This is a genomic window from Bradyrhizobium sp. CCBAU 53351 (assembly GCF_015291745.1).
GTDB lineage: Bacteria > Pseudomonadota > Alphaproteobacteria > Rhizobiales > Xanthobacteraceae > Bradyrhizobium.
The window spans coordinates 5,306,280-5,319,677 of sequence record NZ_CP030059.1; the positions used below are offsets into that span (position 1 = coordinate 5,306,280).

The 13,398-nt window shown below is 59.7% G+C and carries 13 protein-coding genes; 3 read left to right on the top strand and 10 right to left on the bottom strand.

All coding sequences use genetic code 11. The annotated features are described in order from the left end of the window. Nucleotides 1-123 precede the first annotated feature (123 nt). Entirely contained in the window at nt 124-1,206 is a 1,083-nt protein-coding gene (locus tag XH83_RS25185) for an acyltransferase (RefSeq protein WP_194403392.1), read from the top strand. After that, nucleotides 1,173-1,880 (top strand): S9 family peptidase, encoded by a 708-nt coding sequence (locus XH83_RS25190; protein WP_194403393.1) that lies wholly within the window; start codon nt 1,173-1,175, stop codon nt 1,878-1,880. The genes XH83_RS25185 and XH83_RS25190 overlap by 34 nt, the downstream gene beginning before the upstream one ends. Here the strand turns inward: XH83_RS25190 and XH83_RS25195 are convergent. From XH83_RS25195 to XH83_RS25205, 3 genes are all read right to left on the bottom strand, one after another. Then, nucleotides 1,872-3,095 (bottom strand): hypothetical protein, encoded by a 1,224-nt coding sequence (locus XH83_RS25195; RefSeq protein ID WP_194403394.1) that lies wholly within the window; start codon nt 3,093-3,095, stop codon nt 1,872-1,874. The two genes, XH83_RS25190 and XH83_RS25195, sit on opposite strands and share 9 nt — an antisense overlap. Further along, nucleotides 3,074-3,739 (bottom strand): hypothetical protein, encoded by a 666-nt coding sequence (locus XH83_RS25200; RefSeq protein ID WP_194403395.1) that lies wholly within the window; start codon nt 3,737-3,739, stop codon nt 3,074-3,076. Before XH83_RS25200 ends, XH83_RS25195 begins: the two co-directional genes overlap by 22 nt. Nucleotides 3,740-3,832: 93 nt before the next feature. Further along, a complete protein-coding gene (locus XH83_RS25205; RefSeq protein ID WP_194403396.1) occupies nt 3,833-4,585 on the bottom strand; it encodes a glycosyltransferase family 2 protein in 753 nt (250 codons plus the stop codon). Nucleotides 4,586-4,878: 293 nt separating this feature from the next. Here XH83_RS25205 and XH83_RS25210 point away from each other — a divergent pair, with 293 nt between their 5' ends. Beyond that, nucleotides 4,879-5,841 (top strand): UDP-glucuronic acid decarboxylase family protein, encoded by a 963-nt coding sequence (locus XH83_RS25210; RefSeq protein ID WP_194403397.1) that lies wholly within the window; start codon nt 4,879-4,881, stop codon nt 5,839-5,841. Nucleotides 5,842-6,287: 446 nt separating this feature from the next. On the opposite strand, the gene XH83_RS25215 is transcribed toward XH83_RS25210, so the two are convergent. The 7 genes from XH83_RS25215 to asnB form a co-directional block, all read right to left on the bottom strand. Next, nucleotides 6,288-6,656: a hypothetical protein gene (locus XH83_RS25215; protein WP_194403398.1), complete on the bottom strand. Its 369-nt coding sequence runs from the start codon at nt 6,654-6,656 to the stop codon at nt 6,288-6,290. 188 nt (nt 6,657-6,844) lie between these two features. Next, nucleotides 6,845-8,038 (bottom strand): glycosyltransferase family 1 protein, encoded by a 1,194-nt coding sequence (locus XH83_RS25220; RefSeq protein WP_194403399.1) that lies wholly within the window; start codon nt 8,036-8,038, stop codon nt 6,845-6,847. After that, entirely contained in the window at nt 8,031-8,963 is a 933-nt protein-coding gene (locus XH83_RS25225; protein ID WP_194403400.1) for an NAD(P)-dependent oxidoreductase, read from the bottom strand. The genes XH83_RS25220 and XH83_RS25225 overlap by 8 nt, the downstream gene beginning before the upstream one ends. A gap of 3 nt (nt 8,964-8,966) precedes the next feature. After that, nucleotides 8,967-9,818 (bottom strand): class I SAM-dependent methyltransferase, encoded by an 852-nt coding sequence (locus XH83_RS25230; protein ID WP_194403401.1) that lies wholly within the window; start codon nt 9,816-9,818, stop codon nt 8,967-8,969. Continuing rightward, the gene (locus XH83_RS25235) at nt 9,808-10,413 is read right to left on the bottom strand and encodes a DapH/DapD/GlmU-related protein (RefSeq protein WP_194403402.1); all 606 of its coding nucleotides are present in this window, start codon (nt 10,411-10,413) and stop codon (nt 9,808-9,810) included. The genes XH83_RS25230 and XH83_RS25235 overlap by 11 nt, the downstream gene beginning before the upstream one ends. Nucleotides 10,414-10,453: 40 nt before the next feature. Beyond that, nucleotides 10,454-11,518, bottom strand: a complete 1,065-nt coding sequence (locus tag XH83_RS25240; RefSeq protein ID WP_246776320.1) for a glycosyltransferase — start codon at nt 11,516-11,518, stop codon at nt 10,454-10,456. Nucleotides 11,519-11,545: 27 nt separating this feature from the next. Beyond that, nucleotides 11,546-13,384, bottom strand: a complete 1,839-nt coding sequence (gene asnB / locus XH83_RS25245) for an asparagine synthase (glutamine-hydrolyzing) (RefSeq protein WP_194403404.1) — start codon at nt 13,382-13,384, stop codon at nt 11,546-11,548. Nucleotides 13,385-13,398: the final 14 nt, after the last annotated feature.

Consider the following 13,398-nt stretch of genomic DNA (forward strand, 5'->3'; position numbering starts at 1 on the left):
CGTCACGCACATGGGAGAGCTTGTGGTAGGATCTCCCGCTACTCCAACATAGCACCGCAATGCTTGCGCGCAACCGACTTGACCGCTAGGAATATCGCGTGCGTATTTTGTTCGGGAACGCTGGTGGACCACAAGAATACCCTCCGATTTGACGTGGCCAGAGGGGTCGCGGCCCTCGTGGTCCTAGTCGCCCATGTGGCGCAGGCGTTCGCTTGGCGCCTCTATGGTGGCGGATCGTGGCTTGAAATGATGTCAGGTTGGGCAGCGCGGTTTGCTGTACTAATCTTTTTTTTGCTGTCCGGCCGATTAATTGTAGCAAGCATCGCGTCCAACATAAGTCGGAACGGATACTTTGACGCGAGTGGCTATATACTCAGCCGTATCGCAAGACTTTACCCACCATTATTGTTCGCCGTGGCTCTGGCAGTGGGAGCTGTCACGATCGTCCACATATTCGATCTGCCAGGAGCAAATGGAACACCGCTGGGCGATCTGCGCGCGTCAGGCCTTCATTTCACGGCAGGTGAGCTTATGCGTAGTCTGCTGCTTTACAATGGCATGACGGTCGTCGACGGTCCATTATGGACACTCTACATCGAAGTGAAGCTCTATGTCAGCGCGGGCGGCGCCGCAATCTTCGCCTTCAGTCGCGCACCAGTAGCCAGATTAGTTGGAGCAGCCTTCGTCCTTTTTGCGGTTTTGACCGCAGGTGAACATTATCGCTTCTGGTTCTTCGCCTCTGTTTGGTGTCTTGGAGCAATCACGAATCTGCCAGCCGCGCATAAAGCGAAGATATTCCTCCCAATCGCGGCTGCGGCGATTCTGCTTTGTTACGCCGCGCCAACTTTTTCCGACTATATCGACAGTCCTCGCGGCAGCTTGGTACAGGTGATAAGTTGCGTTGCAATTGCATACGCATTCCTGTTGCGCAATTGGGCAGAACTCCACTTTCCTGATTGGCTTCTCAAATCAGGAGACTTCTCGTATACGCTCTATGTTAGTCATTTCCCCGTCCTCGCAGTTGGCTTGTCTTTGTCGCTTCAAATCGATCAGACGTCGGTCGTTGTGGCGGTCATTGCCGCGCTATGCTCAGCCGCCGCGGCCTTGCTGCTCGCCTTCATTGGAGCGCCCCTGCTTGAGAACACAGCCGTAACGAAGAGGATTTTGAAGCGATGGTTGACCGCAGAACCTTCCTGGGCAGCGTAGCCGCTTCATTGCTCCCATCGCATTCAATGGGCGATCCTTCGCGAGCAGTAATTTTTTGGTTCTACACCAGCGAAGCAATGGGTATCTCCGATTGCCCCGTCTCCGATAGCAGATTTGTAGTTGCCTCTGCGGACCTTCCTTGCCATGGCAGAGACATAAGATCTGGCGAACCCCCCGAACTGAAAGGCTGGCGGTATCGCCTCGAACGCAACGAAGATCTTTTCGGAGCTTTCACCTCGAGATGCATTGAAAGGCTCGACCAGCTGCTTGCAGCCGGGGAAGCGGATCCGGAGCGGGTGTTCGTTGGTGGCGTCTCGCGTGGCGCTTTTGCCGCCTTTCATCTCGCATTGCGAGAGCGTCGCTTCAAATCGGTTATCGGGCTCTCGCCAGTGGTCGATCTTTCTGACTTATCCGAGTTCGAAGGCTATGCCGGCGAGACTGGTGCTTTGCACCAGCGTGCTGATGCGCTCGGTTATGTAAGTACGTTCCTATCGATTCAAAGCCATGATGAACGTGTTCGCACGCGCTCGACTATTGCGCTCGCGGACGAAATCATTCGAACTCATCCACCCCCCGTTGATGTGACGCTGCGTGTCGAAGCCGGATCAGGCCATACCGTCACATCTCAGATGCGTAACGCCGCTAGTGCCTGGATTGTGGCGCGTTTAAGATAGCGTTTGTAGCCTCGATCCGACTGCCGTCACCTGACGAGAAAGACGATAGGCACGTGCCATAGTATAAAAGCTATGATGCTCAGGTCCGATCTGGCTGATGGCCGAGGCATCGACGACTCTGACCGTGGATTGGTCCGAAGACAGTCCGGCGGTCTTCATGGCGTCGAGATCGAGGGAGTGATGAAGATGAATGCCACGGAGGAATAGATCCAGGCGACGAGACTTGACCAGTTCCGGCCAAGGAAGCGATAGGCGCGCCATCGCTTGCGCAGCACTGCGATGGACGGGCGTCATCGAAGCGTCCTCGAGCGAGACTCGAAGTGCATCCTCGACCAATATCTGGGCGTAGACACTTAGCACCCGCGAATTCGGGAAGAGCCCAAATTTGTTGAAAAGCGCCTCTGCCACCAGCCCCGGTGACGTCGCCCTGAGGAGCGTGGCGATTGCATTATTTGTCGGGAGCCCGAATATCGCTCGCTGCTCAATCCCGTAGTCCAGTCTGCGGTAGTCGAACCGAGCGGGACGTCTCGTGAGCAAAGCGCTCCCGTCCAAACTTCGCTCAAACGACAGCCAAAACCCCTCCGATGTCCGCTCCACCCGCGGTCCAGAAACTCCTGGTGTTCCTTGCTCCAATTGGCCTACATAGCAGATGATGTGGTCTGATACGAAAGGTCGCCGGACACTGGGAGAAACGGATAGTGCGACGATCTTTGGCGAATTGATAACGCCCGCCGCGATCCAAAGCCGTCGCGACTTGAATGTTTCGGCGCCAGCGAAGACGGTTGGACCACTGTCCCCAATGTCAAACCTATCGGCTAGCAGGGGCAGAAATCGCAAATTGCCGCCGCGCTGGCGCGAAAGCCTCGCCCACTCGCGCCGTGGGCGCACCGGTCTTCTCGGCACGAAGAGCCAGCGGCGACCAATCCTATCCTGGATCGAGGATCGCGGATAGAAATACTGGAATAGCTCCACTAGCTCTTTGCTGCTCTCCTGCGCGTAGGGAGCCTCAATTCCGGTCGGCACAACTCCATGCCAAAAATTGCCCAGCCCCCCGACCCCTGTATAGGAGCAGGGGATAGACTTCTGATCACTATAGAACTCTAATTCCGCCTTCTCAGCTCCACCAATGACCAGCACCTTTCGCGAGGCTGCGAGCCCAATGGCCGCGCCGAGCGCCGCGAGTCCGGAGCCAATTATGATGTCGTCGTAAACCACGTCCTATTACTCAGATAGAGGTAGCCGTACCATTTGTATCCCATTGCTCGCAGAATAAGATCTATTGGGCGGAGCGCACAGGGCCATCGATGTAGCATGCTCATAGCGTGGCCATATAGCGCGAACGCGATTTCCTCAAGTCTACTCGCAAAAGGTCGCTCGTAACGCCTGATCAGGCGAACTGGTTGCTCGGCGCTGTCCAGCCATTGCGGCGCAAGCATAAACGCGGCCAAGTCGTCGTAGCTCGTCGCAATGGTCGCCCCGGCTGGCAATTCGGATGGCTGTTCGTACATCATACCGACGGTCAAAATACGTGCGCCCAGCTTTTTACGCGCTAGCGTCTCGGCCAACAGCTTGACGGTAGGATAGCGGTAGCAACGCGTTCGGGAGGCCACGTTCGTTGTGGCAGACGAGATGTAGACATACTCTCCCACTCCTGCGCGCCCCAATTTGTCTATCAACGCCGAATTCTCTTCGACCTTCCGCGAATAGGACAAAATCCACACTCGATCATTTGGCAAAAAACTCATGCCATCAAGCTCACTATGGGAGATCGCAACATGGAAATGTGCGGCGATGTCGGATCGCCTCGAAAGCCGACGCCAGACGGTGGAATTCTTTCCGACAATGACTTCGCGTCCCATATCGACGACTAGCCCAATAGCCGCCGTCTCAGGTGGCCGACTCTTCGCAGATGTGGCCCCAGTGCATCCAGAGGACTCCATGCAGCATGCAGATCAGAACCGAGCATATTTAAGCAGCGCGTTGGAGGCATAGCGAGAGAAGTGAATCGTCGAGCGCGCAACACTGAGACCTTCAACCTCCCGATACGTTGACCAGACTTTCTTCGCCGAGTTGATCTTGCTTCGAGAAATCGAGCCCGGCAAAATTCGATAACGCATGAGATCTTCGTGCAGGGCTCGGGCGAGATAGCCTTCTCGAAGCAACTTCAACCAAAGAGCGAAGTCATCGTAATAAGTCTTCCTCATCTGAAAGTCTCCGGTCTGCTTCCGGTCGACCATCGCCGTCGAAGTTGCGATTGCGGTGTTTCCGAGCAACATGCGGTAAGTAAGCCTGTCCGGCACTTTGATCAGACGTCCTTCGTTTCCGCCATCCTCACCGACACGTCGGAATTGGGTATAACTCAAAGCGGCTCCCGACCGGCGCATGAAGTCTACTTGACGCTCGAGCTTCGTCGAGAGCCACCAATCGTCGCTGTCCAAGAACGCGATAAACCTGCCTTGCGCTTGTCGAAGCGATGCATTACGCGCCATTGCAGGTCCCTGATTGGTTTTCTGCGCAATCAATCTTACTCGGCGATCCTGTTCGACGTATCGAGCGACGATTTCTCGCGTCTCGTCAGGCGAGCAGTCATCGGTAACAATCATCTCCCAGTGGGGATAGGTCTGCTGTTGAACAGATGTAATGGCCCGGTCAACGTACTTCGCAGCCCGGTAGGCTGGGGTGATAATTGAAACGAGATCAACCATCTGACGGAGTTCCTAAAACCTTCACCCATCGCTCTCCAACCCATTTAGGGAAAGCGACGACTTTTATTCGGGGTGACGCATTGCGGCGCTCGCGTCAACACTAAGTCGCAAGCCACCCGAGACACGCCGCTCATTCCTGGCTGGTGCCGTAGACTATCGAGCCCTAGCTGATCTTAAGCAGGGAAATCGGTATTACAATACCTACAAATGTATTTAGAGTTGCAAGGAAAAGCGATATCGATACCACTGTCTGTCGGAAATATCGTAAGCAACTTTATCGAACTGGAGACCCGATGTCGCTCGATCAATACCAAAACGGTCGACTCCTCGTTACAGGAGGGGCAGGCTTTATCGGATCTCACTTGTGCGAGCGGCTCCTGAACGACGGCGCCGAAGTTGTGTCAGTAGACAATTACTTCACCGGTAGCCGCCGCAATATAGGGCACCTTCTGCAAAATCCATTATTCGAGGCGGTGCGGCATGACGTCACCTTCCCACTTTACATAGAGGTAGACGCGATCTTCAACCTGGCCTGTCCGGCATCCCCGATCCACTACCAGCGCGACCCCGTGCAGACCACCAAGACCTCGGTGCATGGCGCCATCAACATGCTGGGGCTAGCCAAGCGGCTCAAGGCGCGCATCTTCCAGGCCTCGACCAGCGAGGTCTATGGCGACCCGTTGATCCATCCGCAGACGGAGGATTACTGGGGCAACGTCAATCCGATCGGCGTCCGCTCCTGCTACGACGAGGGCAAGCGCTGCGCCGAGACGCTGTTCTTCGACTATTGGCGCCAGCACGGCCTGCCGATCAAGGTCGCGCGCATCTTCAACACTTACGGCCCGCGCATGCAGCCCAATGACGGCCGCGTGGTGTCGTCCTTCATCGTCCAGGCGCTCAAGGGCGAAGAGATCACCGTGTTCGGCGACGGCGGGCAGACCCGCTCGTTCTGCTATGTCGACGACCTCGTCGAGGCCATCATGCGGTTGATGGCGACTGCGGAAGACATCACCGGCCCAATCAATATCGGCAACAATTCCGAGTTCACGATCCGCGAGCTCGCCGAGAAGGTCATCGAGCTCACGGGCTCGCGCTCCAAGCTGGTGTTCAGGCCGCTGCCGCAGGACGATCCGCGCCAGCGCCAGCCCGACCTCACCAAGGCCAAGGCGGCGCTGAACTGGCAGCCGAAGGTCGCGCTCGAGGACGGGCTGAAGGAGACAATCGCCTATTTCAAGCACATGCTCGACATTGCCTGAGCTGTTACAGACGGCCGGGTTCCGATTCGTCGCTCAACTCGCAACTGTCACTTTGCGGCAGCCCGACCGCCCATCCCATAAATCCAACCAGCAGCGCTGAATTCGTCAGCGAGACGCTTATTCGATCCCGACGAATAGCAGGCCAGCGAACACAAAGGACGCGACGGCATCGTCTGCCTGCCGACAACAAACCCAGAATGAACACAGCGACGAGAAGCAACGCGGCGGCAACACCAACCTCCACTGCCGCTTGCAGGACAACGTTGTGCGGTTCTGTCTTGTAGCAGGATTGTTGGGCGAACGTTTCTATGCCTTGGCCGAAAAAGCCAGCTTTCGGGAGCAGGTTTAGGGCTTCAGGTCCAGCGAAAATACGGTCGGACCTCCGCGGAAGCCCAAGACCCGCGGCTTGAACTCGCCGCTCCGATCGTAGACCACAGCCCAACCCTTCAGCAGGGTCCCCACCAAGACGATCGCCGCCGTGATATAAGAGAAGCGCCACGGATCAAAACGATGACCCACGGCCCGGAACGCAGGATAGTAGCCATGGAAATCGCGAGGAGCGCGTACTCGTGACCGCTCGCAATTCTGCCGTTCACGACGGCTGAAGCCACCATGAGCACTGCTAATGCGGCAAACAAATAGTCGGCCGGGATCGGCCGAAATTTCCTCGCTATCACGACGAGCGGCGCGATCAATACAGCTGCCGTTATCGCTGGATGCCCTTTCCCGCCCATCATGCCGTTGAGAAGGACAAGGACTGAGTTAGCTGAAATCCAAACCGCTATCGCTGCGTTGGTAAACCAGGTCTTCGTCATCAGTTTGGTCGCTGACACTTGATCGCCGAGAGGATCAATGACTCTGCTCCCGTGACGACGCAAAAAGCCCCAATGGCATCAACATCGATCATGACTAGAACTGATCGAGCAGCGAGACCTATCTTGTCTGCTACCATTGCGGCCTCAACTTGTAAATATCGTCGCCAACTCGGTCAGGCACCGCAGCTCTAACCGCTCCGCGAAACCATTACATCCCGAGTCAATCGGACGAAATCTGCAACGAACGTCTCGACGCGCTGCTCCAGGTTAGGCAACAAATCGCGGACGGTCGCAGGCCCGGCTGTCTGCGCAACCTGCAACATTTGATCCGCCAGCGCCTCGGCGTCGCGGATGCCGAAATATCGCGCGCCGCCTTCGGTCTGCTCGTGATGGACGTCGAGGTCGGACAGGATCATCGGGACGCCAAACGACTTGGCTTCCTCAACTGTCGTGCTCCACCCCTCGCACTCCGAAGGATTGATGAGAGCCGTCGACGCGCGCAGGAGGGCGTAGACGTGATCCAGCGGGATCATTCCGAGATGCCTGAAATTCATCTCGAGACCGCGCGACCTGACCTGGCTCATGGTGCTCTCGAAAAGACCGGACTCACGGAAGTCCTTCGTATTCCCGGAGGCGGCGACGACGACGTCGTGCCCCCGAGCCTTCAGCAGATCGAGCGCATCGATGACGAGCTGATGATTTTTGTGCCGCCAGAACTGGTTCGGCAGATAGAAATATCGTCGCGGAAGATCATAGTGGGCGATCACGTCGAACGGCTTGGCGGCGAGCAGGCCGACAGGCGGGTCGGTCGCAAACCGAACGACCGAGACGCCGTTCGCATGGCCCGGATAGAACCTCTTGAGGTCGCCGAGCGCGCTGGCGCTGCTCAACATGATGTGCCGGCCGGAGGCAATCTGGGCTCGAAAGCCGAGATCGCGCCGCCAAAAGGCGCTCCTGGAGAACAGATGGGGAAGCAGGCGATGCTGGAAATCCGGGAACCATGCGACGGCCGGAAATGGCAGGCGCCAGCCAAAGAAGCGCGCGGATTCGAACACCATGTCGATCCGGCCGGCCTTGAATTCCGCGGCCGCGGGCGCGTCCACACCAAAGACGATCGCGCGGGCGAGATCCGTCGTGCGGGCAAGACCCGTCGCGGCGTGATCGAACACCGGTGAGCGCACGACCTCGACGCCCGGAATGCTGGCCAAGCCCGCGATCTCTTCGGGATCGTCCGCCGTACCGGCAAACAGCACCGGGGTCACCGTTCCCGGCGAATGCCGATTGAGCACCTCGAAGAGATTGCGTTGATAGTTGTGACCACCCGCCCACAGGCGGCGCGGAATGTTCGTGAATGCAATCCGCAGCGGCGCGCGCTCAGGCACGGGCCAGCCCCCTGAACCATTCGACATAGTCGGCAAGCCCGTGCTCCAGCGGGAGCCGCCAATCGAAATTCATGTCGCGTAAAAGCCGGTCATCAGCCAACAGGCTCGCCGGATCGCCCGGTCGCGCCACGCCGGAATAGCGCACAAGAGTGTTGCTGCCCCAATTCCTGATCAGGCCGTTGGCAATCTCGGCCACGCTCGCCCCGCGCCCCGATCCGCCGTTGATCAGCTGAAGATCACCCTTGCGCACCTCCTCCGCGACGCGCACCAGCAAGCGGACGACGTCGCGCACGTCGGTCCAGTCTCTGATCTCGGCGCCGGTCCCTCCCAGATCGAGAGTTCGCTCCTCGTTCCTCAGCCGCGAGCAGATGTCCCAGAGCAGCTGCTTGCGAAGGTTCGGACCGTAGACCGAGAACAAGCGCACGACGGTGCAGCGAAGCCCGAAGCTTTGCGCATAGCTCCGGCACAGCTGCTCCATCATCAGCTTGTGATGGCCGTAAGGCGACATCGGAGCGAGTGCTGCGCTTTCGGGAATCGGACCGAGATGGTCCGCGCCGTAGACCGCCGCGCTCGAGACGACGACCAACCGGCACTCCGGCGCAAAGCTTCGAACCCAATCGAGCAGACGCGCCGTGCTCGTCACGGTTCGCGAAAAGTCCTCGAACGGGCGCGCGATCGACGGCCCGACCGACGATCCACCGGCCAGATGGAAGACCTGCGACGGCAGCCCCTGCGCGGCGGCGAGCGCGCTCAGATTGGCGGCGTCGACCTCGCCATTGATCCACATCTGCAAGCCAAGGGCGGTCGCGTCTGCCGGATCGAGTGCGCCGTGACCAACGCCATGGACTGCACGCCCGGCGCCCGCCAGCTCGCGAACGAGATGGCGGCCGATGAACCCGTTCGCACCGGTGACCCACGCGGACATGATCTAGACCTTGTGACAGACGAACGAATAGAGCCGGCCGGGCCGGTGGTCAAAGCGTTCGGCAAGCGAGAGCAGGGATGCGAAAACGTGTTGCGAAGCAAACGCAGCGCGCCACAGCGGGCCGACCGGGATCTTCCGCGTCAGTTTTTCGACGACCGCGGATCGCAGCGTCTGCATCCTGTAAGGGAACAGATTGATGGCGCTCCGCAGCGGAGCCAGGGTCTCGACGCTGGCAAAGCCGGCCGACTTCAGCGCCCCGGTATAGCGGTCGAGCAGGTAGGCATGCTCGCCGCCGTAGAGGTGATGCAGCGGGTGCTGGTCGAGGAAACGCGGAAGATCGTCTTCCTTGCTGATCACGTGCTCACGCGCCGCGATCAGCATGCCGCCGGGGCGAAGCACGCGAAACATCTCGCGGCAGGCGCCGTCGAGGTCGCGCGTATGGTGCAGCACGGCGCGCGCGAAGACGAGATCGAAGGTCTCGTCGGCGAACGGCAGCCGCTCGGAAAACTCCTCGACCACGTGGATGGGCAGCTGCGTGCTTGCCGCTAGATCACGGATCGCCGCCGCGCCGACGATCGCGCTGCCATCGGGCTCGAGTGCGGTCACCTCGAATCCGCTGCGGGCCAGAGCGTAGCTGGCGATGCCACGACCGGCGCCAACATCGAGTGCCGAGCCGGATCGATCAGCCAGAAGCGCCGTGACCGCCTGCCATTCGGAACTCTGAAAATAGCGCTCGGCGGCCGCGGTCAGCGGATCGTCATAGAAGGCGTCCCGCACGAGCTGCCCCTGATCCGGCTGATTGCGCAGCCAGACCACGGCGTCCTCCCACGTCGTGAACTTGCCCTCACCGCTCATCGGAACGGAGCTCCCTGACCAGCACCGCGGGATTTCCGGCCACGATCGAGAAGGCCGGGACGTCCTTGGTGACGACCGCGCCGGCCGCCACTACGGCGCCCTCTCCGACCGTGACGCCGCGCAGTACCATGGCCCCCGCGCCAACCCAGGCGTCATCGCAGATCCGGACCGGGCTTTCGTCGAGCGAGAGTTTGCGCGGATGACCTGTTGTAAAAATCTGCCGGACCTGCGCGTGCCGCGCGGCCGCTCCGATCGGATGGGTCAGACTGTCGAAGACATTCGACGAATGGGAGATAAGAACCCGGTTTCCGATCTCGATGGAGCCGGCCGACCAGATCCGCGTCCCCTCGCCGACATAGCACCATTCACCGATCTTGATCTCGCCGCCATGGGCGAAGGTCATGAGCTCACCGAGGATCCGGCTCTGTGCACCAATCACGATCCTGTCGGTGTCGCCGCGGATGTTCCGGATCCGCGCACTAGCGCCCAATGCGGCCCCGGCATCGAGACGGCAAGTCGCACGTCCGAGCATACGCTGGGTTAGGTAGTCGGCATTGCGGCCGGTGAGCCGCTGGATGAGGAAGTTGAGGTTCATGCAATCAACTAAATTCGTCGTCCGGGACGTTCTAGCACGGCTAAATTCGTCCGACGAGGTCGCAAAACTGCTTCCATTGCACGTCCTTGCTGTAGATGTCCCGGATGAGGGCCCGACCGCGCGCGGCGATCTCCGCCGATCTCGGCCAATCCTGCAGGCTGCGTGAAATGACCTCCACGGCCTGTTCCGGGGTGCCGTAGGTCTCGATAGTCACACCCTCCTGCATGCCGGCCGGATACCTCCCTGCGTCGGAGACAAGCAGTGCGCCACATCCCATCGCCTCGAAGCAGCGCATATTGCCGCGATCCTGGCCCGCCATGTCGATCGCCCCGTTCAGGACGATTTTGGACCGTCCGATCAACTCGTAGAGGTCTCGTCCAAAGACCGCCGTTTTAGCGATCCCCGCAACGATCCTCGGGCGCCGATGTTGCTTCAGTGGAAGCAAGTAGCCAATCGAGCTCTCCGCGAGCCTAGTCAACCGCGACGAGTCGAGACAGTAAACGACGTTTCGGCTTCCCGCGAGTGCAGCAACTTTCTCGAGCGTTCTCGCCCGCGCCGAATGATGCCACGAGTAGCCACCTACGAACAGCACGTCGATGGGACGCTCGTCTCGCACGTACTCGCTCATTGCGGGATCGATCGCGGGAGAGAACCATTCCGCGCGGCAACCCTTGGTGCGCCAGGCGCTAAGAATCGACGTGAAATTTCCAACCACAGCTCCATAGGCGGTCAGGTCTGCGTTTCCCGACGGCGCCGCGCGCCAACATAGTGTCTTCCTCACGCAGCCGGGCAGCCTGCGGACGAAGGAACTAGGAAATGCGACTGGATCGAGGTTGTAAAAAACTTCAGTTCTGTGGTGCTCGATCTGTGCGAGTAGAATGTCCTCAGGTGCACCTTTCAGGCCAACGCCATGTTCGCGTGCCCAGCGGCGTTGTAGTAGGCCATCGTTGGCGCAAGTCAGAAACGCATCCGCATTACCATCGAGCACAGGCTGCAGCAGGTGAAGTGCGCCGAAACGGTCATGCAAAAACACACGCCGCCGTTCCTCGAAGCTTTGCGTGCTGGCCGCAAGCTGGTTTAATCGCGGCCGATAGGACGGATACAAGGCACTATTTTGGAACAGACGCATCGTTTAAGTGTACCTCACCAACATCCATTTCATGTTCAGGTACGGCCAGATCCGCCCGACGGACTCCCAATCCCAGGATTTCGACGCGGTCAAACGGCCGACCGCCGCGCGCAAACCCGCTTCATCTACCAGTTCCGCAAATGCTGGCACCTTGCGGTCGAGCAGGTCAGCCGTCCAGCCGGCCAGCGGCCCGTTCAGCCATTCCGGCATCGGTGAGTTGAAGCCGACCTTGCGGCGCGCCGTGCGGATCGATTCCGGCATCAGATTGGCCATCGCCCGCCGGGCAACGGCCTTGGTATAGCCGTCCGACGATTTGCTGCTTTCGGGAAGCGCCATCGTATAGGTCACCAGCCGCCAATCCATGAAAGGCAAGCGGACTTCGACGCCGTGCGCCATGGAAAGGCGGTCGAAGTTGCGCAGGATGGTGGGTAGCACAGTGCTGTGAAACATCCGATAGAGTCGCTTGTTCAAGCCACCCCATTCCTGCGGTAGCACATCGTCCTCTGCCACCAGTGGGAGCGGGGCGGGAAGATTGCGCAGGCCACCGCGCAGAAAATACACGCCCTTTCGCTTGAGAGCCAACGCACGCAGGACATCTACATAGCGCCGGGCCAGTTTCGAGCGCGATGCGAAGCCTTCTGCTGCATTCCGTATTTGAAACGCGAGCGCTTGTCCTTCCTGCAAATAAGCGCCCATCAGCTCGTCTGCGCCGTGGCCGTCGAGTGACACCGTAACGTTGTGTTGGGTCAATTGCCGATAGAGCAGCCATACTGCGCTTGGCAACGCGATGTAGACGTCATCGAGATCGTCGAGGATCTGGTCGAGGTCCGTCAGCGCATCGGCCTGCCCGATTTCGAGAAAAGTTGGCGCGACGTTGGCCCAGCGCGCGGCCTCCTCGGCCATCGGTCTCTCATCATTCGAGGCGCCAGGAAACGTCGCAACAAAGGCGTGGCGCCATTCGGCGCTGTCGCGCGGCCCCATGCCCGCCTTCTCGTGCGCCGCCATGGTACAGATCACCGCTGAGGAATCGAAGCCTCCGGACAAGCACGTTCCGATCGGCACGTCGCTGCGCATGCGCAGGGCCACGGCGTCCTGGAACAGCTCGCGAAAGTGTGCCACACGTTCGGCCTCGCTGCCCGGCACGGCCGGCAGATGATCTACCGTCCGCCACCAACGCCTGACGCTGACCTTGCCCTGGCGCAGCCACAGGCAGTGACCGGCCTGCAAGCGGCGAACCTGCCGAAACAAGGTGCGCTCGCTTCCTTCGATCCCGAAGGCGTCGAGCAGCAGGCGGCGCGCCACGTCCGTATCAACGGCAGCATCGACCAACCCGCTCCGCACAAGTGCCCGCTGCTCGGAGGCGAAGACGAACCGTTCCGGCGAGACCGCATAGAGCAGCGGCTTGATCCCGAAGCGATCACGCGCAAGAAACAGGTCGCGCGTAGTCGTGTCGAAAATCGCCAACGCCCACATGCCGTTGAAGCGCGACAGCATCTGCTCCCGCCAAGCCTGCCAGGCGGCCAGGATCACTTCGGTGTCGGATTGGCTGCGGAACACCGCGCCCTGCTGCTCGAGCTCGCGGCGAAGTTCGAGGAAATTGTAGATCTCGCCGTTGAATACGATCACGTGGCGGCCGTCGGCAGACAGCATCGGCTGATAGCCGCCCTCGCCGGGATCGATGATGGCGAGGCGACGATGGCCGAATGCGAGGCTACGATCCGCGTTGAACCAGGTCCCCTCGCCGAACGGGCCACGATGCGCAATCAGGCTCGTCAGCCGCGAGATCTCGGCCAGCTCGACCGCATTGCCACCCAGATTTACGATGCCTGCGATTCCGCACATGTCCTAGACAGCCT